This is a genomic window from Pseudomonas fragi (assembly GCF_002269505.1).
Taxonomy (GTDB): Bacteria; Pseudomonadota; Gammaproteobacteria; order Pseudomonadales; family Pseudomonadaceae; genus Aquipseudomonas; species Aquipseudomonas fragi_D.
Genome location: NZ_NQKQ01000006.1, coordinates 182817 through 205304, shown reverse-complemented (window position 1 = coordinate 205304; position 22488 = coordinate 182817). Strand labels below are relative to the sequence as shown.

Annotated in this window: 18 protein-coding genes and 1 riboswitch; of the genes, 6 read left to right on the top strand and 12 right to left on the bottom strand. The window is 58.7% G+C overall.

The window, feature by feature from the left end; translation table 11 throughout:
• The first annotated feature begins 859 nt into the window (after positions 1–859).
• On the top strand, positions 860–1411 hold the full coding sequence (locus CJU81_RS08135; protein ID WP_095027486.1) for a cytochrome b: 552 nt from the start codon (positions 860–862) through the stop codon (positions 1409–1411).
• Between the two features lie 32 nt (positions 1412–1443).
• The gene (locus CJU81_RS08130; RefSeq protein ID WP_016782513.1) at positions 1444–2019 is read left to right on the top strand and encodes a YceI family protein; all 576 of its coding nucleotides are present in this window, start codon (positions 1444–1446) and stop codon (positions 2017–2019) included.
• A gap of 129 nt (positions 2020–2148) precedes the next feature.
• On the opposite strand, the gene CJU81_RS08125 is transcribed toward CJU81_RS08130, so the two are convergent.
• From CJU81_RS08125 to ahcY, 3 genes are all read right to left on the bottom strand, one after another.
• Complete coding sequence (locus tag CJU81_RS08125; protein ID WP_095036196.1) at positions 2149–4014, bottom strand: DEAD/DEAH box helicase; 1866 nt, start codon at positions 4012–4014, stop codon at positions 2149–2151.
• Between the two features lie 360 nt (positions 4015–4374).
• On the bottom strand, positions 4375–5220 hold the full coding sequence (gene metF / locus CJU81_RS08115; protein WP_016782516.1) for a methylenetetrahydrofolate reductase [NAD(P)H]: 846 nt from the start codon (positions 5218–5220) through the stop codon (positions 4375–4377).
• A 102-nt stretch (positions 5221–5322) separates the two neighbouring features.
• Positions 5323–6732, bottom strand: coding sequence for an adenosylhomocysteinase (ahcY, locus tag CJU81_RS08110; protein ID WP_016782517.1), 1410 nt, complete (start codon positions 6730–6732; stop codon positions 5323–5325).
• Between the two features lie 22 nt (positions 6733–6754).
• A riboswitch (S-adenosyl-L-homocysteine riboswitch) is annotated at positions 6755–6861 on the bottom strand.
• Between the two features lie 195 nt (positions 6862–7056).
• Here ahcY and CJU81_RS08105 point away from each other — a divergent pair.
• A complete protein-coding gene (locus tag CJU81_RS08105) occupies positions 7057–7458 on the top strand; it encodes an acyl-CoA thioesterase (RefSeq protein WP_088378780.1) in 402 nt (133 codons plus the stop codon).
• A gap of 170 nt (positions 7459–7628) precedes the next feature.
• Complete coding sequence (locus tag CJU81_RS08100; protein ID WP_095036194.1) at positions 7629–8474, top strand: formate/nitrite transporter family protein; 846 nt, start codon at positions 7629–7631, stop codon at positions 8472–8474.
• A 7-nt stretch (positions 8475–8481) separates the two neighbouring features.
• On the opposite strand, the gene trhA is transcribed toward CJU81_RS08100, so the two are convergent.
• The 9 genes from trhA to pilG all read right to left on the bottom strand — a co-directional run bounded on the left by trhA (position 8482) and on the right by pilG (position 20270).
• Entirely contained in the window at positions 8482–9099 is a 618-nt protein-coding gene (gene trhA, locus CJU81_RS08095; RefSeq protein WP_095027489.1) for a PAQR family membrane homeostasis protein TrhA, read from the bottom strand.
• A gap of 140 nt (positions 9100–9239) precedes the next feature.
• Positions 9240–9674, bottom strand: coding sequence for a hypothetical protein (locus CJU81_RS08090; RefSeq protein ID WP_095036193.1), 435 nt, complete (start codon positions 9672–9674; stop codon positions 9240–9242).
• The gene (locus tag CJU81_RS08085) at positions 9661–10266 is read right to left on the bottom strand and encodes a transcriptional regulator (protein WP_095036192.1); all 606 of its coding nucleotides are present in this window, start codon (positions 10264–10266) and stop codon (positions 9661–9663) included. Before CJU81_RS08085 ends, CJU81_RS08090 begins: the two co-directional genes overlap by 14 nt.
• Before the next feature lie 179 nt (positions 10267–10445).
• Complete coding sequence (locus tag CJU81_RS08080) at positions 10446–10898, bottom strand: chemotaxis protein CheW (RefSeq protein WP_095036191.1); 453 nt, start codon at positions 10896–10898, stop codon at positions 10446–10448.
• Positions 10891–16767, bottom strand: coding sequence for an Hpt domain-containing protein (locus tag CJU81_RS08075; RefSeq protein ID WP_095036190.1), 5877 nt, complete (start codon positions 16765–16767; stop codon positions 10891–10893). The genes CJU81_RS08080 and CJU81_RS08075 overlap by 8 nt, the downstream gene beginning before the upstream one ends.
• Positions 16768–16794: 27 nt before the next feature.
• Complete coding sequence (locus CJU81_RS08070; RefSeq protein WP_095036189.1) at positions 16795–18852, bottom strand: methyl-accepting chemotaxis protein; 2058 nt, start codon at positions 18850–18852, stop codon at positions 16795–16797.
• Between the two features lie 41 nt (positions 18853–18893).
• Positions 18894–19433, bottom strand: a complete 540-nt coding sequence (locus tag CJU81_RS08065; RefSeq protein WP_095036188.1) for a chemotaxis protein CheW — start codon at positions 19431–19433, stop codon at positions 18894–18896.
• Between the two features lie 10 nt (positions 19434–19443).
• A complete protein-coding gene (gene pilH / locus CJU81_RS08060; protein WP_095036187.1) occupies positions 19444–19821 on the bottom strand; it encodes a twitching motility response regulator PilH in 378 nt (125 codons plus the stop codon).
• Between the two features lie 41 nt (positions 19822–19862).
• Complete coding sequence (gene pilG, locus CJU81_RS08055; protein WP_095036186.1) at positions 19863–20270, bottom strand: twitching motility response regulator PilG; 408 nt, start codon at positions 20268–20270, stop codon at positions 19863–19865.
• A gap of 247 nt (positions 20271–20517) precedes the next feature.
• On the opposite strand from pilG, the gene gshB reads away from it, so the two are divergent.
• Both gshB and CJU81_RS08045 read left to right on the top strand, forming a co-directional pair.
• Complete coding sequence (gshB, locus tag CJU81_RS08050; RefSeq protein WP_094999863.1) at positions 20518–21471, top strand: glutathione synthase; 954 nt, start codon at positions 20518–20520, stop codon at positions 21469–21471.
• Between the two features lie 76 nt (positions 21472–21547).
• Positions 21548–22447 carry an energy transducer TonB gene (locus tag CJU81_RS08045; RefSeq protein ID WP_095036185.1) on the top strand — a complete coding sequence of 300 codons (900 nt, stop codon included), beginning with the start codon at positions 21548–21550 and terminating at the stop codon, positions 22445–22447.
• The last annotated feature ends 41 nt before the right edge of the window (positions 22448–22488 follow it).

Genomic DNA, 22488 nt, shown 5'->3' with positions numbered 1-22488 from the left:
TCGGTACTCAAGTGTTTGTATTGGGTAGACATGGCAACACCTTACATCAGGTGTTGCACTTGTTCCTTGAGACCGCCGTGTCCGTGTCAGGCTCAGGTATAATATTAAATAGCGAGTATTTGGACTGAGGTCTTATTGAACCATTGAAAAAACTGGAGATTTCCGTCATCAGTTCAGTTTCAGATAAAGGTTCACTCTGTACAGCCTTCAACTCTTCAAGAAAATTGAATGGGCGTTGAGCAAATCTAGGCGACGGCGTTAACGAGGGTGAATGAGTGTTATAGGTGGACGTTCCGGACAGTACCAAGCGATCTACGAAGGAGTCAAACTCAACCATCTTTTGGGCTATAAGTGCTGTAGGACTTAATACTGAGCCACTGACAATAGAATCATATTTATCATGATGCCTTGCTAAAAACATAGCTTTCAACTCCTGATCCTTAGTTTATCCTGACACCTTAAATAGGCTGCGCAGACGGGCACATCAGTTACGCGAACTTGCCTTTCCTGCACTTAACTTACAAGCAGCGACATGTAACACACCATTGAAAACCAACCGCAACACATACCCTTTACCGAGTTAACTTAAACCACATATAACCTATAAACTTTCAACGCTATTTTTGTAAGCTTAAAATTGGACGATGCTGCATGAGCCATGACCAAGCACCCTCCTCGGGGTATCCTGCAAGCTCCCTACCCCCCTAATGTCCGGAGGCAGGGTAAAAATTTAATATTTCCTTAACTTCACCGGAACACTGTCAGATCGTATTTATCGATGGTTCAAAGCGAATTTTTCAGCTTTCATTCGATGTATAAAACACTATTCTTAGGCCCAGATTCCCACAGGATGTTGGCTATGCAGCTACGTAACTCTTCATCTCGCTATGGTGCCGTCAGCATCTTCATGCACTGGTCTGTTGCGTTGGCGGTGTTCGGGTTGTTCGCACTGGGTTTGTGGATGGTCGGTCTGGACTACTACAGCCCCTGGCGCAAAGAAGCCCCTGACCTGCATAAAAGCATTGGTCTGACGCTATTCGCTGTAATGCTGCTACGCGTTGTATGGATCTGGTTCAGCCCGGCACCACCGGCACTGGCCAGTTACAGCCGGGCAACACGAATCGGTGCCAAACTCGGGCATGGTTTTTTGTATCTGGGTTTGTTTGCCGTGATGATCGCCGGCTACCTGATTTCCACCTCTGAAGGCGTGGGCATCCCGGTTTTCGGCCTGTTTGAAGTGCCTGCACTGATTTCCAACCTGCCTGACCAGGCCGATGTCGCAGGTGTCATACATCTGTATCTAGCATGGGCCGTGGTAATTTTTGCAGGGCTTCATGGTCTGGTTGCTTTGAAACACCACTTTATTGATCGTGATGCGACCCTGACTCGTATGCTGGGGCGCAAAGCCTGATGCTCAACCTCAACTCAAAAGGAATAGAACGCATGTTGAAAAAGACCCTCGCTGCGCTGGCTCTCGGTACTGCAATGCTGACCGCAGGTCAGGCCATGGCTGCTGACTACACCATCGATAAAGAAGGCCAGCACGCCTTTATCGACTGGAAAGTCAGCCACCTGGGCTTCAGCTTCATTCACGGTACTTTCAAGGACTGGAGCGGCACTTTCTCGTGGGATGCAGCCAAACCTGCCGACAGCAAGATTGACGTGACCCTGAAAACCGCCAGCCTGTTTTCCAACCACGCCGAGCGTGACAAGCACATCGCCAGCAAAGATTTCCTGGACGTGAGCAAGTACCCGGAAGCAACCTTCAAGTCGACCAAGGTTGTGCCGACTGGCGAAAACACGGCTGACGTGACAGGCGACCTGACCCTGCACGGTGTGACCAAGCCTGTAACGTTCAAAGCAACGTTCAACGGCGAAGGCAAGGATCCGTGGGGCGGCGAGCGCGCTGGCTTCAACGCGACCACCACCATCAACCTGCAGGACTTCGGCATCAAGTCCCCAAGCAAGGACCAGACTCTGAGCCTGGATATCTCGCTGGAAGGCGTGAAAGCCAAGTAATAGCGCTTTCATACGGCTAAAAAAAACGCCCCGGCTTGTGAGAGCCGGGGCGTTTTTTTGTGCGTAGTTCAAGAGCCCCTCACCACGCCTCTCCTTCCGGGAGAGGGTTAGGGTGAGGGCGCTTTTGACTCAGCGGTTACGCGTCAACAGCGCTGGCTTCTCGCCACGAGGACGGTTGGGCAGTTGATCGAGCTGCTCAGGCGTCGGGAAGCGATCGCTTTTCGACTCTTTGTGCATGATCTTCGGCTGATTTTCCCGTGGGCCTTTAACCGCTGGCTCTTGACGTACATCGTCACGGGCCGGGCGGTTTTCGCGACGGGCCTGGCCGTCACGCGGAGCGCCACTGCGTGGACCGCTGCGCTTGGCAGGCGGAGTGCCAGTGCTGGCGCCGCTGCCGGTACGCGGACCGTTCTGACGACCACCGGTACGACCAGCTGGCGCAGCGCCAGTGCCAGCGCCAGTGCCAGTACCCTGTACCGGAGCGCCCGGACGACGGCCACGGCTCTGGTTGTTTTTGTTCTGGTACGGGCTGACGTAATCAGCGCGGTTACCAAAGTTATCCACATCGTCATCACGGAACTCGTCCGGCGCGCGGTTGGCGTCTGAACGAGGCGCTGGCTGACGCTGTTCACGGGCAGGTTGAGCCTCGCGTGGCTTTTGCTCACGAGCAGGACGCTCGCCACGAGCTGCCGCAGGCTTCTCTTTGCTCTTTTCCTTGCCCTTGTCTTTACGACCACCGCCACCGCCCGGGTTACCCGGACCGTCGCCACGTGGACCGCGCGGCGGGTTGCGCGGGTTACGCACATCCGGACGCTCACGTACTTCTGGTTTTTCAGCTTCTACGCTGCTGGCGTCAAAACCCATCAGGTCGCCATCGGCGATTTTCTGCTTGGTCATGCGCTCGATGCTTTTCAGCAGTTTTTCTTCGTCCGGAGCCACCAGCGAGATCGCTTCGCCCGAACGACCGGCACGGCCAGTACGGCCGATACGGTGAACGTAATCTTCGTCGACGTTTGGCAGCTCGAAGTTGACCACGTGTGGCAACTGATCGATATCCAGGCCGCGAGCAGCGATATCGGTGGCTACCAGGATGCGTACGGAACCGGCCTTAAAGTCAGCCAGGGCCTTGGTCCGTGCGTTCTGGCTCTTGTTACCGTGGATGGCCACAGCGCTGAGGCCGTGTTTGTCCAGGTACTCGGCCAGGCGGTTGGCGCCGTGCTTGGTACGGGTGAAAACCAGAACCTGTTCCCAGGCGCCAGCGGTGATCAAGTGCGCCAGCAAGGCACGCTTGTGCGTGGCAGGCAGACGGAACACGCGTTGCTCGATACGCTCTACCGTGGTGTTCGGCGGCGTCACTTCGATGCGTTCCGGGTTGCGCAGCAGCTTGCCGGCCAGATCGGTGATGTCCTTGGAGAACGTCGCCGAAAACAGCAGGTTTTGACGCTTGGCCGGCAGACGTGCGAGGACTTTTTTCACGTCATGGACAAAGCCCATGTCGAGCATCCGGTCGGCTTCGTCGAGCACCAGAATTTCAACGTGGGACAGGTCAACGCTGCCTTGGCCGGCCAGGTCGAGCAAACGACCCGGGCAGGCAACCAGTACGTCAACACCGCGAGCCAGGGCCTGAACTTGCGGGTTGGTACCCACACCGCCGAAGACGCAGGCACTGACGAACTTCAAGTCGCGGGCATAGAGCTTGAAGCTCTCGTGCACCTGGGCGGCGAGTTCGCGGGTAGGAGTCAGGACCAGCACGCGTGGTTGGCGTGGGCCGTGGCGCTGGGATTTGTCCGGGTGGCCATTGGGAAACAGCTTTTCCAGAATCGGAAGAGCGAAGCCGCCGGTTTTACCAGTACCTGTCTGAGCCGCAACCATCAGGTCGCGACCTTGCAACACGGCGGGAATGGCCCGCTGTTGCACCGGAGTAGGCTCGGTATAGCCCGCAGCTTCAATGGCGCGGACTAAAGCCTCGGAGAGACCGAGGGAAGCAAAGGACATGAGAAATCCTGTTCTAGTTAGGGCTTGGCCCAAAGGGATAGTCTTGCCTGGCGTGAATGGCGTTTAAGATGACGCAATCCCGTCCGGTCCTGCTCCAGTCCACAAGGTTCATTCGCACCGCTCGCGCGGGCAAGAGCTGCGCAGTAGCGGGGTTGAGTGGCTTGTACAAGGACGAGCGGCCGGGCGTAAGCCTGGCGGAAAACCCGGAGTATAACAGAGCAATCACGGCGCGCCGATTTCATGCTGCCCAACGGCTTTAAACCCATGTGGGAGCGGGCTTGCTCGCGATGCATACGACGCGTATCCCATGACGGACCGCAGCGATGCCATCGCGGGCAAGCCCGCTCCCACAAAGGCAGATCAGCGTGGCAGCTTGAGGTTGTTCCAGATCGCCAGGCTCGGATCAGCCTGGTTCAGGGTGTAGAAGTGCAACCCCGGGGCGCCGCCGTCGAGCAGGCGCTCGCACATTTCGCTGATGACCTGTTCACCAAACGCCTGGATGCTCTGCGTATCGTCGCCGTAGGCTTCAAGTTGCTTGCGGATCCAGCGCGGGATTTCAGCGCCACACGCGTCAGAAAAACGCGCCAGCTTGCTGTAGTTGGTGATCGGCATGATGCCGGGCACGATAGGGATCATCACACCGGCTGCTTCTACGCGCTCGACAAAACGGAAGTAGCTGTCGGCGTTGAAGAAGTACTGGGTAATGGCACTGTCAGCGCCAGCGTGGGCCTTGCGCACAAAGTTGTTGATATCGTCTTCGAAGTTGCGCGCTTGCGGGTGCATTTCCGGGTACGCAGCCACTTCGATATGGAAGTGATCGGCGGTTTCTTCACGAATGAAGCTCACCAGATCATTGGCGTAGCGCAGTTCGCCGCTGGCCATACCCATGCCCGAAGGCAGGTCGCCACGCAGCGCAACGATGCGCTTGATGCCCGCAGCCTTGTACTGGGCCAGCAGGCCGCGCAAATCAGCCTTGCTGTCACCCACGCACGACAGGTGCGGAGCCGCAGGGACTTTTACTTCGCTCTCCAGCTGCAGCACGGTATTGATCGTGCGATCGCGGGTCGAGCCACCGGCACCGTAAGTGCAGGAGAAAAAATCGGGGTTGTAGGTCGCCAGTTGGCGAGCCGTGTTCATCAGCTTTTCATGTCCAGCATCGGTCTTGGTCGGGAAGAACTCGAAGCTGAAACGACGGTCTTGAGACATGGGAATACCCTTGCGTACGCGAAGGGGGTCAGTGACAACCCCTGACGCTGAACTCACACATAAAAAAAAGGCGGTCAGTGCAAGCCTGACCGCCTTTCTTAATCAGTAACGGTAGGTTTCAGGCTTGAACGGGCCTTCGACGGTAACGCCGATGTAGTCAGCCTGTTGCTTGGTCAGTTGAGTGACCACGCCGCCGAAGCCGCGAACCATTTCCAGTGCTACTTCTTCGTCGAGTTTCTTCGGCAGGACTTCTACGGTCAGACGCTCGGCTTGCAGCTCGGCCGGCAGGTCAGCGTATTTCTGTGCGAACAGGAAGATCTGCGCCAGTACCTGGTTGGCGAACGAACCGTCCATGATGCGGCTTGGGTGACCTGTGGCATTGCCCAGGTTAACCAGACGGCCTTCGGCCAGCAGGATCAGGTAGTCGTCGTTCTGTGGGTCGAATTCGCCCAGGCCAGTACGGTGAACCTTGTGAACCTGTGGCTTCACTTCTTCCCATGCCCAGTTTTTGCGCATGAAAGCAGTGTCGATTTCGTTGTCGAAGTGACCGATGTTGCACACTACAGCGCGTTTTTTCAGCGCAGCCAGCATGTTCTTGTCGCACACGTTGACGTTACCGGTAGTGGTCACGATCAGGTCGATCTTGCCCAGCAGCGCAGCGTCGATGCTGGCAGCGGTGCCGTCGTTCTGGCCGTTGATAAACGGCGAAACCACTTCAAAACCGTCCATGCAGGCTTGCATGGCGCAGATCGGGTCAACTTCGGACACTTTAACGATCATGCCTTCCTGACGCAGGGACTGGGCCGAGCCCTTGCCCACGTCACCGTAGCCGATAACCAGTGCTTGCTTGCCGGACAGCAGGTGGTCAGTACCACGCTTGATGGCATCGTTCAGGCTGTGACGGCAGCCGTACTTGTTGTCGTTTTTGCTTTTGGTGACCGAGTCGTTCACGTTGATCGCAGGGATCATCAGCTCGCCTTTGGCCAGCATGTCCAGCAGACGGTGAACACCGGTGGTGGTTTCTTCAGTCACGCCGTGGATCTTTTTCAGCATGGCCGGGTATTTCTTGTGCAGCAGCTCGGTCAGGTCGCCGCCGTCGTCGAGAATCATGTTGGCATCCCATGGCTCGCCATCTTTAAGGATGGTTTGCTCCAGGCACCACTCGTACTCTTCTTCAGTTTCGCCTTTCCAGGCGAAAACCGGGATACCGGCAGCAGCGATAGCGGCAGCGGCCTGATCCTGAGTCGAGAAGATGTTGCACGACGACCAACGTACTTCGGCACCCAGGGCAACCAGGGTTTCGATCAGTACGGCAGTCTGGATGGTCATGTGGATGCAGCCCAGAATCTTCGCGCCCTTGAGCGGTTGTTCTGCTGCATAACGGCGACGCAGCCCCATCAGGGCCGGCATTTCGGACTCGGCGATAAAGGTTTCGCGACGGCCCCATTGGGCGAGGGACATATCGGCGACTTTAAAGTCGTTAAAACCTGCAGGCGTGTTTACAGCGCTCATCAAGAGCCTCCATTCGTTTAATCGCGAATGGGCGCCGTTGTGCGTTTAGTGCCTGCCCAGGGAGCCCTGAACAAACAACGCCCCATCCGAGCCTGACAGGTTGAACCTGCTGCAGCGCCCCTCGGACAGGTGGCGGGAACGGTACCGGGTAAAAATGACCGTTTTGAAGCGAGGGGCATTATAGCCATCCGCGCCGATGTTCCCAAGGATTTATCCACGGCATTTTGATTTGCATAATCGAGACCATAGTCGAAGCTTAATAGAGCTGAGTGCCGTGGTCTGACATCATGGTCGGCATCTAAGGCAAGACGGTCAGGAGCGAATATGAATTTTCACACCCGCAAATGGGTTAAACCCGAAGACCTCAACCCCAACGGCACCCTGTTCGGTGGCAGCCTGCTGCGCTGGATCGACGAAGAAGCCGCGATTTACGCCATCGTCCAGTTGGGCAACCAGCGTGTGGTCACCAAGTACATCTCCGAAATCAACTTCGTCAGTGCCTCGCGCCAGGGCGACATTATCGAGCTGGGCATCACCGCCACCGAGTTCGGCCGCACCTCGATCACCCTGACCTGCGAAGTGCGCAACAAGATCACCCGCAAAAGCATCCTGACCGTGGACAAGATGGTTTTCGTCAACCTGGGTGAAGACGGCCTGCCAGCGCCGCACGGACGTACCGAGATCAAATACGTCAAGGACCAGTTCCAGGACGACAATCAGGCTTGATGCCTGACTTGTGTAGTCGCTGCCGCAGGCTGCGAAGGGGTGCGTAGCAACCCGTTTGTTCGAAGGCACATCGATCCCCTTCGCAGCCTTCGGCAGCGACTACGGGTTTTGAGTGAACAGCTACAGTCCATGCGTGTCGTACCTTCACACGCCCATGGTTCTGGAGCCTTATGGACACTCAAAATTCAGGCAAAACCCCCAACCTGACGGCTGAAGAAAAGCACGACGTCACCAAAAACCAGCCGCCCAGGGCAGCCGTCCTGCACGAAATCATTCGCCTGCAGGGCGACATGGAGCTGGAGCGCAGCATCGCGGCCCTGTTCTGGTCGGCACTGGCCGCCGGGCTGACCATGGGCCTGTCGCTGATGGGCATGGGCCTGCTCAACTCACGCCTGCCCGACGGCGACGGTTTCAAGGTCATCGCAAGCTTCGGCTATTGCGCAGGTTTTCTGGCGGTCATCCTCTCCCGCCAGCAACTGTTTACCGAAAACACGTTGACCGCCGTTCTGCCGATCATGAGCAAACCCACGCTCAACAATTTCGGGCGGTTGCTGCGGCTGTGGGCGGTGGTGCTGGTGGGCAACCTGATGGGCACCCTGCTGGTGGCCTATGTGATGTTGCACCTTCCCATCTTCGATACACAGACCGACAAGGCCTTTCTGGAAATCGGCCGCAAGGTCATGGAAAACGACGCCAGCCAGATGTTCGCCAAAGGCATCATTTCGGGCTGGATGATTGCCACCATGGTGTGGATGATCCCGTCCATGGAAAGCGCCAAGATGTGGATCATCATCCTCATAACCTACCTGATGGCCCTGGGTGACTTCACCCATATCGTGGTCGGTACGGCCGAGGTGTCGTATCTGGTGTTTGCTGGCGAGTTGCCCTGGAAGGACTTCTGGCTGATCTTTGCCGGCCCCACCCTGGCCGGCAATATCATCGGCGGCAGTTTTATCTTTGCGCTGATCAGCCACGCGCAGATCCGCAGCGACACTCAAACACCCAAAGCTCAATAGAGCGCGATCAGATCACGTAATGCGCGATGGCCACAAAGTGCAGCAGGCTGCCGGCGATCACAAACAGGTGCCAGATGCCGTGGGCATGACGCAGGCGATGATCGAGGGCAAAAAAGATGATCCCCACGGTGTACATCACCCCGCCCGTGGCCAGCCATATAAAACCGGCAGTGCCCAGCGCTGCCAGTAACGGCTTGACGGCTACCAGCACAATCCAGCCCATGACCGCATAGATCACGATAGACAGAATGCGCGCCTCAGAGCGCGGCTTGATTTCTTGCAGCATGCCGATAACGGCCATGCTCCAGACAATCCCGAACAGCCACCAGCCCCAGGGCCCGTGCAGTGTGACCAGGCAAAACGGCGTGTAACTGCCCGCGATCAGCAAGTAAATCGACAAGTGATCAAACTTTTGCATGATCACCTTGGAGCGTCCGCGCACGCTGTGGTACACGGTCGACACGCTGTACAACAGCACCAGCGTGACCCCGTAGATGGCCACACTGACAATCTTCTGCGGGCTGCCATCGAGGCAAGCCATCACCAACAACCAGATACTGCCTGCTGCTGCCGCAACAGCACCCACCAGATGGGTCCAGGCGTTGAGTTTTTCCCCGTGATACATGTGCAAAATCCTCAAAAGCCGAGAGTGCGACTGCGTCACCTGGTTAGGAGATAAGGGTCAGGGTTGCGAACTTAAAGGGCAATGCGGCGTTCGTCGAGCAGTTGGACTGGATTGCCTTTGTGAGTGGCAGGTGCCTCTCGTTAACCGCCAAAAATCTTGACTCGCAGCATCAGCACCTGTTCAAGCAACTGCTGCGTACTGACCAACAGGCTCGCCAACAACCCCTCATCTTCGTCCATGTAACCTTCGTATTCCGCGAGGTTACGGCGCTCATGGCATAAGGCAAACAAACGCACCTGCACTTTGTCGATTGTTGACGTATGGATCAGGCTTTGAAAAACCAGATAACACCGGTCTGATCGATACCCGTATAGCCGCAAGGCGGTCAGTGCAATGGCGTGGGCTGCGTTGTAGGCCAGATCGAAACGGCTGGCGAAGGACAACTGGGCGCTGCCTGCATCTTTCAGGCGATCAACCGCCGACCGCAGCAGCCCTTCACACTCCTTGCGATCGAGCGGCTCAACCTTCAAGCCTCCAGTGCGTACCAGATTTTCCAGGTTTTCATTTTTCTCCATCCACGGGCTCCAACGGGTCATGACCGATCAGCGTGATTTTTTCCTGCTGCGCAACTCTCAGCACAAAACTGTTACCGGCAGCCAGCTTGGCGGCCCAGTCCTGAGGGGTGTAGAGCGTCGGGTTAATGGTACGGCCCAGCGATTCTTCAAGCGGAATCAGGTGCGCCATGACGTCACTGTAATGCAGATTTTCACCCATCAGCATGAGGTCGATATCGCTGCCGGCGTGTGCCTGATCCTTGGCAATCGAGCCATATACAAATGCCCATTGCAGTTGTTTTGCGAAGGGCATCAGAGCCGCGCGTAGCGGTTCAGAGAGCCCCGAAGTCTTGCGCATGATGCTGAGCAGCTCGTGATAAATCGGACACTGGGCATTTGCCTGGTAGTGAGCCTGATTTCCCTTACGAGTCACGGTGAGAATGCCTGATTGCTCCAGACGCACCAGCTCGCGCGTCAGGCTGCCTTTACCTACCTGAGCCCAACGTGCGATTTCATTGACGTAAAAACTCCGGTCAGGCTTGCCAAAGAGCAGGCCCAGCACCTTTTGCTGCGTGGTGGTAAATAGCGCATCACTGAGCGACAACATGTTCACGGCCCCACCAAAGAGTCCTAAAAGGGGAACGATAAGTCCCTTTTGAGGACTGATCAAGCTCTTGGAGGCTGATCGAGCTTCACCTGTGGAAGCGGGCTTGCTCGCGATAGCAGCACCGCGGTTCAACTGACAGGCCGCATCGCCCGCATCATGAGCAAGCCCGCTCCCACAAGTGAGGCTTAGTCAGCGCTTGTTCGCACCAGTTTTTCCAGTGCCAGCAAGTCCGGGATTTTCGCCACATGATCGCCCACCTGCACCGCCGCTCGCTCCAGCGGGCTGAGCGGTACGTCGACAAAGCTCAACTGGCTGTCGACCTTGTAGGAGCGCGGAATGCCTTGCACCACCATTGCCATGAACTTGAAGTCCGGGTCGCCGCCCAGGGTGTTGAGGATGACGATCCGCGCCCGCTCGCCGATCACCAGCGGTCCGCCGCACGCGGCCTCAAAGCTGATCAACGGCAGTTGATGGTCGCGCCAGGTGATCTGGCGCAGATGCCATGGCGGTGAGTCGCTGCTGGGTTCGCCGCGTTGCCAGCCGATCAGTTCGGCAATGGCCACGTTGGGCAGCAACAGGTAGCGGTCGGCCAGCGGCAGCAGTAACCCGGTCAGGCTGCCCACGCGATGGTCAAGCATGAAAGTTGCTCCAGTAGGCAATGCGCTCCAGCAGTACCGACTCTTGATAGGGTTTGCCCAGGTAGTCATTGACGCCAATGGCCATCGCCCGGTTCTGGTGTTTTTGCCCGGTACGCGAGGTGATCATGATGATCGGCAAGTCTTTGAGACGTGGATCGTTGCGCACGCGGGTGGCCACTTCGAAGCCGTCCATGCGCGGCATTTCGATGTCCAGCAGCATCAGGTCAGGGGTGTGCTCTTCCAGTACGCTCATGGCGTCGACCCCGTCCTTGGCGGTGATGACGTTCATGCCGTTGCGCTCCAGCAGACGACTGGTGACTTTGCGCACAGTGACCGAGTCGTCCACCACCAGTACCAGCGGCGGGCGCACGGCCGGAGTGAATTCCAGGGCACCCACCGCCTCGTGCTGCGCCCGCTGCAACGGCTGGCGCGCCTGATGGGCGCGGATATAGGCCAGCAGGTCGAGGATCAGCACCACCCGCCCATCCCCCAAAATGGTCGCGCCCGACAGGCCCTGTACCCCGGTGAATTGCGGGCCGAGGCTCTTGACCACAATCTCCCGCGAACCCAACAACGCATCCACCTGCAACGCTACGCGCTGGTCCTGGCAATGCACCAGCAGCACCGGCAGCGAATGGCTTTCGCCCACCAGCTTGGGTTTGCCCACGGTTTGCAACAGCTCGCCCAGGTAGCGCAGCTCGTAGGTTTGTCCGCCGTAGTGATACAGCGGCGGGTTGAGCTGGTAGTAACCCTCCAGCTCGTTGGGCATGACGCGCACGATACCTTCGACCGTGTCGAGGGCAATGGCGTATTGCTCGTCTGCGCACTGCACCATCAGGGCCCGGTTGAGCGATACGCTGAAGGGCAGGCGGATCTGGAAGTGCACGCCCTGCCCGGCCACCGAGTCGATGGTCATGCTGCCGCCCAACTGGCGCACTTCTTCGTGTACCACATCCATGCCGACGCCACGCCCGGAGATCTGGGTGATTTTTTCGGCCGTGGAAAACCCCGGTTGCAGGATGAACTGCAACACCTCGCGATCACTGATCGCCACTTCAGGGTCCAGCAGTCCGCGCAGGATGGCTTTGCGGCGCACGGCTTCCAGCGGCACGCCAGCACCATCGTCGTGCATGTCGAACACCACGTCGCCGCCTTCGTAGGACAGCTCGAGGCTGATCAGCCCCTGCTCCGGCTTACCGCTGGCATGACGCACGTCGGCGGGCTCCAGACCGTGGTCGACGGCATTGCGCAGCATGTGCTCCAGCGGTGCAACCATGCGTTCCAGAACGTTGCGGTCGATCTCGGCTTCAGCATTGATCACGCTGAATTCCACCTGCTTGCCCAGCTCGCTGGCCACCTGGCGCACCACGCGCTTGAGGCGCGGCAATACCCGCTCGAACGGCACCATGCGCGTGCCCATCAGACCTTCCTGCAACTGGGTGTTCACCCGCGCCTGCTTTTGCAGCAGGCCGTGGGCATCCTGGTAGCGCGCCGTCAGGGTGGCCTTGAGGTCGAGCAAATCGGAGGCCGACTCGAACAGGGCTCGGGACAGCTGCTGCAGCAGGGAATGACGGTCCATTTCCAGTGGGTCAAATTCGTCGTAGGCCACGCCATCGGCTTCGGTGTGCGCACGGTTGTGCAGGCGGCCCTGGGTTTCGTTGTCGAGGCGCCGCAGTTGGTCCTGCATCCGTTCAAGGGTGGTCTGCATCTCGTTGAGGGCGACCTGACCGTCGTTGACCTGCTGCTCCACGCGCCCCCGAATGATCGAAGCTTCACCCGCCAGGTTGACCAGGTCCTCGAGCAGCTCGGCCGGGACCTTGAGGGTATCCAGCCCGGTGCGTTCACCTTCGGGCACCGGTGCAGGTGCGGGCTCGGGCTTGACCGGGGTGGCAGGTGCCGGCCGGGCGTTGCGCTCAATCTGGCGGATTTTCTCGATCAGCACCTGAGGCGAAGGCAGCGACTGGCCACTGCGCAGCGCATCAAACATTTGCGCAAGCTGGTCGTGGCAACGCTGCAGCAACACAAACAGCTCATCACTGGGGGTGATGGCGCCTACCGAGATATCCTCGAAAAGAGTTTCAAGTTCGTGGGCAAAATCGCCAATCGCGGCAACTTCCACCATCCGCGCTCCGCCCTTGAGGGTATGGAGGTCGCGCAGCAGGTTTTCCACTTCCAGATGGTTCTGCGGTTCGGCTTGCCAACGCGCCAGGGCTGCACCCGAGCTTTCGAGGATATCGAAGGCTTCATCGAGGAAGATGTCCTGCAATTGCGGATCTTCATTGCTCGGTTTCGTTTGCGCAGCAACACTGCCGGGCGCAGGCAGGGCCGCACTGTAAAGGCGAAAGCCGCGAATGGCCTCGATCAGTTCATAGGGCTCGCTCAACGGTTGCTTGTGCAGCAGTTTTTCAAGCATCAGCGCCAGTTGTTCGTGGCTGCGCTCCAGTAGGCGAGCCAGTGCCGGGCTGTCACTCAGGCGCCGGTCCAGCAAGCCTTCGTACAAGTGTTCAAGCTCATGGGCCAGTTCGGCTACCGGCTCGATGCCGGCCATGCGCGCGCCGCCCTTGAGGGTGTGCAAGTCACGCTGCAAGGAGGACAGCGAAGCCAGGCTGTCGGGTGCACTGAGCCAGCGCTGCAGGGCTTGCGCGGCACTTTCGAGGATATCCACCGCCTCTTCGAGGAAAATCTCGACAATTTCCTCGTCAAAGTCCTCATCCTGGCCGCCCCCCAATTGCTCGGTGGCCGCCCCCAGCTCGGTCGCCTGCCTGCCATCACGGCGAATCAGCCCAGTGGCATCGGGCGCCAGCCCCTCATGCAGCAGCCCGTGCAGGGTCTGGAGCAACTGCGGCTGAGGGGTGATTTCCTGTCCCGCAGCCAACTGGTCGAGCATGTTGATCAGCGCTTCATGGGCGTCATCGGCGGCCTCGAAAAACCGCTCGCTGGGTGCCAGGCTGCTTTCTTCAACGGCGCCATAGAGGTCAAGCAAGGCTTCGCACAGCGCATCCATGGGCTGCAAGTCCAGCAGGTGAGCCGACTCCCCCAGAGTGGTCAGCTGGTCCAGCAGGGTGTCCAGGCCATCGCGTTCGTGGGGGTTGTGGTGCCAGGCTTTCAGCAGCTCCTGGGCATCGAACAGAATGTCCATGCTCTCGGCCAGAAACTCCGCCGTGCGCTGTGGGTCGCGCCTGGTCACCCAACTGTTTGCAGGGCTGTTGAGCACGGTGTCCAGGCGGGTGTCGATCAGTTGCTCGGTGCGCTCGATCAGAGAGCGTGCGCCCTGTATCTCGGCCAGCGGGTCGCTGTCCAGTTGCTTGAGCCCCGCATGCAGCAGAGTGTCAGCCTCCAGCAGCAGATCGATTTCATCCTCCCCCAGAGCAAGCGAATGCGCTTTGTATTCACGCACCAGATGGTCCAGCGGCGCGGCCAGCTCTGCCATGGGCACCACACCCGCCATATGCGCGCTGCCTTTGAGGGTATGCATGGCCAATTGCAAATCGTCACTGGCGTGCAGTGGCATATGTGCCCGGGCCTGGTCCAGAAAGCGGTCAAGGCGCTCCAGGTGGCTTTGTGCTTCCTGGCGGAAGATATCCAGCAACTGCGGATCGAAACTGCTGGCGTCCTGGGCGATCAGCAGCGGTTGCGGCTCGCCTTTGGCCAGGCGCTGGGCCCGTGCGGCCAACTGATCGACGTCTTCGCGCTGGCGCTGGCTTTGCTCGGCAAACGCCTGGATCAGCTCGGGCAGCATGGCCATTACGTCTTCAAGCAGTTGGAAGATCTGTGCAGACGGCGCCACGCTACGCTCAATCACCCGATTGAGCAGGTTTTCGACCGCCCACGCCAGTTCTGCCAACACCAGCGCACGCACCATGCGCCCGCTGCCCTTGAGGGTATGGAAGCCACGCCGCAACTCGGCCAGCGCAACACTGTCCGCCGGGTTGGCGACCCATTGCGGCAAACAGTCGTGAAGGGCAATCAGGACTTCATCTGTTTCTTCAAGAAAGACTTCCAGCAGCTCTTCGTCCAGCGGCGCTTCATCCACGGGGGGCGGCAGCAAACTGGCAGGCATGTGTTGAGCCGGAGGATTGAGTGCCGACAGCGGGCTGGCCAGTACATCGGCCAGGCTTGGCGCATGCAGGTCAGGCATCAGCCGTTGCTCCTGGGCGCCGGGTAGAGTGTTGGGCAAAGGTACGGGGTCAGGCGCCGGCGCATAACCCAGCTCGGCCAGGCTGCTTTCAGCCCGATCCAGCACCTGTTCGCTGGAAGCACCGGGGTCCAGGGCCAGGCGCTCCAGGTAATATTCGATGCTGATCAAGGTATCGGCCAAGTGATCCAGTTGCTCGTCCGCGGGGTGATCCGGGCCTTGCAGCACGCGCTCGCGCAAATACTCATTGCAGGCTTGCAGCAAACTGGCCGCGCGACTCAAGGGAATCATCGCCAGCGCGCCGCGGATTTGCGTCAACAGCGCAGGTACGGTCTGCAGGTGCTGGCGGTCGTACTCGGCCGCCAGATAATCGCCGATCAGGTCTTTGACTTCTTCAAGGCCGGTGCGTGCTTCCTTGATCACCAACTGGTGAATTTGCATCAGGTCAGTGGTGGGCAAACGGCTTTCTTCACGCAGCGAAGGCTCGACGCTACCGACCATGCCCGCCAGAGTGGCTTCGACATAGAGCAGGGCCGAGGCCACATCCATCAATACCGCATCGGTGGGTTCGCGCTGGCCCTGGGCCAGGCTTTGCAACACCGCCAGTTGATCAATAATGACTTTACGTGGCTGCCCGAACCCCAGCACGGCCAGGGTATCGGCGATCTGACGCAGCGGCGCCATCAGGCTGCTCAGTTCCGAGACATGGAGACGGTCGCTGCGCACAAACAGATCGAGGCGTTCCTTGACCCGCACCAGTTCTTCGCACAACGCCGCCACCACCGAGCGCATGGCGTCACGGTCAGGGCCGGCCAGCCGCGCCCGCTCTTCATCGACCATCGCCGCATCGGGCATGGCCTGATCCAGTTCGTAGTGGTTTTTCAACGCGAGCATTTTCGTGGTCGGGTGCTCGGCCTTGGCAATATAAAACAGCAGGCTGGTCAGCAGCTCTTCGGGGGCAGGATGGTTGATGGCCTCTATGCCCTGTGCCAGCAGGCGCTTGAGCTCCTTGTCCGTTTTTTTCAGCAGGCTGCGCAGGGCCGGGCTGTTGGGCACCCGGCCTTTAAACATGCCGTCGACCAGCGCCGCGGCAATCTTCCACAAGGCATTGAGCGGCGAGCCCTGGCACAGGCTTTGAAGCTTGGCGAACACGCTGGCCAGGATTTCCAGATTGGCCTGTACCGCTTCGCCCCGGCGCAAGCCCAAAAATGCGGCCTGCAGGCTATGGCGCAAAGCCCGCAATTCGCCCGGCAAATCTGCGGGCTGCAAGCGGGCCAGGGCGTCTGCATCCAGGGCGGGCAACACCTGCAAGGGCGGGCTGAACAGGCTGGTTTCCGCGAGCAGGGCCTCGCCACGGGCGCTGCGCAAGTCGTTGAGCAACGGCAACACCACCAAGGGCCAGTCGCGGCGGGCGCTGTGCACCCGATCCAGATACAAGGGCAACTGGCTGAACGCTTGCTGCAACAAGCGCAGGGCTTCGTCGATTTGGCTGACGCGGCCCTGTTGCAGGGCAATCACCAGTTTTTCCATTTCTTCGGCCAGCAGGGCCGCGCCATAGAACTCGACCATCAGCAAGCTGCCATGCACCTGATGAATGCAGCCCAGGCACTGGTCCAGCGCGTCGGTGGCCGGCTGCTGAGCGTAGGCGTCCAGCGCCACTCGGGCCTGTCTCAGGGTATGGGCAATTTCGCCTTTGACCCATTCAAGGGCCACGTAGTCGTGCCGATCAACCATAACGACTCCAGTCAGAATTGCAGCGCATTACTGTGGCTCATGGTCTTTGGACGGAGCTGGCAAAGTGAAGCCGGATACCGATCGCCGCAGCTGGCTGGCCATTTTGGCCAGGTTGCCAATGCTTTCGGCAGTCGCCGTGGAGCCGGACGAGGTCTGATTGGTGATTTGCTGGATGACATTCATGGTCAGGGAAATCTGCGCCGCCGAAGTGGTCTGCTTTTGTGCGGCATTGGAGATACTTTGAATCAAGTCTGCCAGATTCTGCGACACCCCTTCGATCTCTTCCAGCGCCACGCCGGCGTCATGGGCCAGACGGGCGCCACGCACCACTTCGGTGGTGGTTTGCTCCATGGAAATCACTGCCTCGTTGGTATCGGCCTGAATGGCCCGCACCAGGGTTTCGATTTGCCGCGTCGCCGCCGATGAGCGCTCGGCCAGGCGCTGCACTTCGTCTGCCACCACGGCAAAGCCGCGCCCGGCATCGCCAGCCATCGATGCCTGAATGGCGGCGTTGAGCGCCAAAATATTGGTCTGATCGGCAATATCATCAATCAGGCTGACAATATCGCCGATTTCCTGCGAAGACTCACCCAGACGCTTGATCCGCTTGGCGGTGTCCTGGATCTGATCGCGAATATTGTCCATGCCATGGATGGTGTTATGAACCACTTCATTGCCCTTGTTGGCAATGGCCACGGAACGCTCGGCAACCGCCGAAGACTCGGAAGCGTTGGCCGATACTTCGTCGATCGAATGGGCCATTTCCTTGATAGCCCCGGAGGCCTCGGCAATCTGCTGGGCCTGATGTTCGGAAGCTTCGGCCAGTTGCATGGCTGTGGCCTGGGTTTCCTGGACTGCTGCCGCGACCTGGCCTGCCGTCAGGTTGATGGTGGCCACCAGTTCACGCAGCTGGTCGATGGAGTAATTGATCGAGTCGGCGATGGCACCGGTGAAATCTTCGGTCACCGAGGCGGTCACCGTCAGGTCGCCGTCCGCAAGGTCGGCAATCTCGTCAAGCAGCCGCATGATCGCATTCTGGTTTCGCTCGTTCTTTTCTGCCGTTTCGCGCAATTGACGATTGGTTTCGCGCACCATCACCAGGCCGATCAGGATGATCGATGCCAGTGCCAACAAGCCCAGAACATAACCGCCGATAATATCCAGCGAGCGCCCGCTGGCGAGGTTTTCAAAACCATTGGCCAGGGTCGAAGCTTCGTCGAGCAGGGTTTGCGACAGACTGAAAATGTTGTTTGCCGCTTCACGCACATGGAACAGTTGCGGCGAGGTTTCAAGGATTTCGTCTACCGTACCGGACACAAACTGGAACAGTTCGGAAATGTCCTGCAAGCGGGCGCGGGCATCCTTGTCTTCAACCTGGGTAATTCTCATCCCTTCATTGCCTTCGAGCATGCCGTTGAGCACCAGACCGAAGCGGTTGGCATCACGGCCGAAGGCTCCGGCGGCCTGGGCGGCATTTTCGTCACCGGCCAGCACGGTATTGACCGCACCCAAAATACGCTCGGCCAGCAAGGACTGACGCTGGGCCAGGGCGACCTGGCTGGCTGGGGCGCCACGCTGCAAAAGGATTTCGACGACTTTTTCGTATTCGACCTGCAACTGCGGCACGGTTTCGGCCAGCGTTGCGGCCACCTGATGCAGCGACAGCACGGTTTGTTCGCTGGCCAGAATGGCGTTGACGTTATTGAGCAGCAGCTCCCAGTCACGCTGCACCGCCTGCATTTCCTTGTGTACGGACGCAGGAGCAGGAGGCAGGCCGGTAGCCGGGTCGCCTTTTTTCAGATAACCCCAGCGCTGGCTGAAATCATTGCGCGCATCGATCAGCAATTTGAATGCCGCGGCTTTGCCGGCAGCGGCCTCGGTGGCGTTTTTGGCGATACGCTGGGACAAAACCCGCAACTCGCCCGCGTGGCTGATGTACTGCTTGTCGTAGTTGGACTGGGTATTGAGGTAAGCAAAATTGGCGAACAACAGCATGATGAACACGATCAGGGCGATAAAAAGCACGATGATCTGCGAACGACTGCGCGACCCTTCCATTGGTTTAGCGGTATTGGCTGTGGTCATCGATCAGGTCCTGAGATGCCGTTTTAAAGCTGAAAGCCTGTTCACACGGCCACCGCCCAGAACTGTGGCGCCCGGGCCAGGGCAAACGGGCTGAACACCCACCACAGGTGCTCAGCGGCAAAGTGCCCTTGCACATAAGGCGCAAATACCGGGTGGGGCAAGGTTTGCGTATCAGTATTGAGGTCGGCATGGGCAAAGTGCTGCATGCCCTGCACTTCATCGACCTGTAAGCCGACAAACACCTCTTTGTATTCCAGCACCAATACACGACGCTGTTTACGCAGGGGTGACAGTTCGATCCCGAAAAACCCGCACAGGTCCATGATCGGCAGCAGTTGTCCGCGCAAATTGGCCACTCCCTTGACCCAGGGTTTTACCCCGGGCAGCAGCGTAAACCGCGGCTCATGCAGGATCTCGGCAATTTCACCCATCGGCGCCACAAAACAATGCTCACCGATGCGAAAACCAATACCGCTCCAGGTGTCGAGCTGCGCCTGTGCAGGCGCCAGACCCGCTGCCAGCGAGCGACAACGCTGGTCGATCTCAAGCAGCAGCTCGAAGGCTGTCAGTGCGCCGGGCATAGGGTGACCGTCATTTAGGAGGGTTTTCTTCCAGGATTTTTTTCACCTTGAGGATCAGTTGCTCTTCGTCCACCGGCTTGGTCAGGTAGCCCTTGGCACCCTGGCGCTGAGCCCAGACCATGTCGGTTTCCTGATCCTTGGTAGTCACAACGATTACCGGGATGTTGCCGGTTTCCGGATCTTTTGTGAGCTGACGCGTCGCCTGAAAGCCGTTGAGACCCGGCATCACAATGTCCATCAGCACCACATCGGGTTTTTCCAGACGCGCCAGGGCGACACCGTCTGCGCCGTTTTCGGCCTTGAGCACTTCATGGCCGTGCTTTTCGAGCATGCCGGTCAATTTGTACATTTCAGTCGGCGAATCATCGACGATCAGAATGCGAGCCATGGTGTTCCCCATTTATCAGGTGATTGGCCGGCTGGCCGGTGTCATTGGGCACTTTGGGTGATGTTGAAGGCTGGCACATGAGCCTTGATTGCGCTCAGCAGTTCGTCACGACTGAAGGGCTTGGTCAAAAATTGATCAGACCCCACAATCCGCCCCTTGGCCTTGTCGAACAGACCGTCCTTGGACGACAACATGATCACCGGGATCGACTTGAACGCCCGGTTACTCTTGATCAGCGCACAGGTCTGATAGCCATCCAGACGCGGCATCATGATGTCGACAAAGATAATGTGCGGGTGGTGATCGACAATCTTGGCCAGCGCATCAAAGCCATCGATGGCGGTAATCACCTCGCAGCCCACGTTTTTCAACAGTGTTTCGGCGGTGCGGCGAATGGTTTTCGAATCGTCGATCACCATCACCTTCAAGGCGCTGGAATGCTTTTCCATATCTGCTCTACCATCGCCAAGGCGACCCGTTTTGTTACAAATCTACGGCCTGAAACCCCAACTCCTTGATGGACAAGGGCTGCAAGCACTGTACGAGCCTTTTTAGCACAGTCACGACCGTCAATCTATCGAAGGGCTGCGGGCTGACTGGAGCAGGCGGTTTTTCCTTGACCGGGGCCACACTCAGCGCCACTCTGGCGCCACTTTTCAAAGCCTTTGCGCCCACTATTTATTTGAGGAATTTGCCATGAGCGTTCGAGTCGGGATTGTCATGGACCCCATTGCGGGCATCTCCTATAAAAAGGACAGCTCGCTGGCCATGTTACTGGCCGCCCAGGATCGTGGCTGGACCCTGTTCTACATGGAGCAGCAAGACCTTTACCTGAATGAAGGCAAGGCCCGGGCCCGCATGAAGCCGCTGAAGGTGTTTGCCAACCCGCAAAAGTGGTTTGAGCTGGACGCCGAGACCGACACGGCCCTGAGCGATCTGGACGTGATCCTGATGCGCAAGGACCCGCCCTTCGACATGGAGTTTGTGTACTCCACTTACCTGCTGGAACAGGCCGAGCGTGATGGCGTGCTGATCGTCAACAAGCCGCAAAGCCTGCGCGACTGCAACGAAAAACTGTTCGCCACCCAATTCACCCAATGTACGCCGCCGACCGTGGTCAGCCGCCGCGCCGACGTGTTGCGTGAGTTTGCTGCCTTGCACGGTGACGTGATCCTCAAGCCGCTGGACGGCATGGGCGGCACATCGATTTTCCGCCACCGTGTGGGCGACCCGAACCTGTCAGTGATTCTCGAAACCCTGACCAACAACGGCACCCAGCAGATCATGGCGCAGGGCTATTTGCCGGCGATCAAGGATGGCGACAAACGCATCCTGATGATCGACGGCGAGCCGGTAGATTACTGCCTGGCACGTATCCCGGCCCAGGGTGAAACCCGTGGCAACCTCGCCGCAGGCGGTCGTGGCGAAGCCCGCCCGTTGAGCGAAAAGGACCGCTGGATTGCAGCTCAGGTCGGCCCAACGCTGCGTGAAAAAGGTCTGCTGTTTGTCGGACTGGACGTAATCGGTGAACACCTGACTGAAATCAACGTTACCAGCCCGACCTGCATCCGCGAGATAGACAATGCATTCGGCACCAATATCGGCGCCCTGTTAATGGATGCGATTGAGCGCAAGCTCGCTGCACGCTGATCTGCAAGCCCTGTAACAGACCAACATTGCGCTATCATGGGCACCCCGTGAAACCCGCGATGTTGGTCTTTTTGCCATGACACTTCCCAACGACCTGCCCCTCGAACTCGACCATAAAGGCGTGCGCGCGGCCGATCGCCTCGGATTTACCCTGTTTGTGGCGGCGCTGCTGCATATCGCGGTGATTGTCGGCGTAGGGTTCAACATGGAAACGCCCAAACAGATCAGCAAAACCCTGGAAATCACCCTATCCACGTTCAAAAGCGAGAAAGCACCGGAAAAAGCCGACTTTTTGGCCCAGGACAACCAGCAGGGCAGCGGCACCCTGGACAAGAAAGCCGTACCCAAGACGACACAAATCGCCCCTTTCCAGGACAGCAGCGTTAAAAAGGTCACTCCGCCGCCTGCCGCCAGACCCGAGCAGACCCAGGCCGCGCCCAAGGCCGCCGTAACCACCGTGGCGCCCGCGGCGAAAAAAGCGCCGAGCCAGCCGCAGAAGGTCAAGACCGAAGCGGCACCCAAGGCCAGCATTCCAACATTTGACAGTTCCCAGCTGTCCAGCGAGATTTCCAGCCTCGAAGCCGAACTGGCCAACGAGCAGCAGCTTTACGCCAAGCGCCCGAAGATCTACCGCATGAGCGCGGCTTCGACCATGCGCGACAAAGGTGCCTGGTATAAAGAAGACTGGCGCAAGAAGATCGAACGCATCGGCAACCTCAACTACCCCGAGCAGGCACGTCGGGAAAAGATCTACGGCAAACTGCGCCTGCTGGTGTCGATCAACCGCGACGGTTCGCTACATGAAGTACTGGTGCTTGAGTCGTCGGGCCAGCCGCTGCTGGACCAGGCGGCACAACGCATCGTGCGCCTGGCGGCACCTTTTGCCCCCTTTACCGGTGATCTGGCGGACATCGACCGGCTGGAGATTATCCGCACCTGGAAATTCGCCGAAGGCGATCGGCTGTCCAGCAACTAATACACAGGGCAACGGTGGGAGCGGGCTTGCTCGCGATTGGA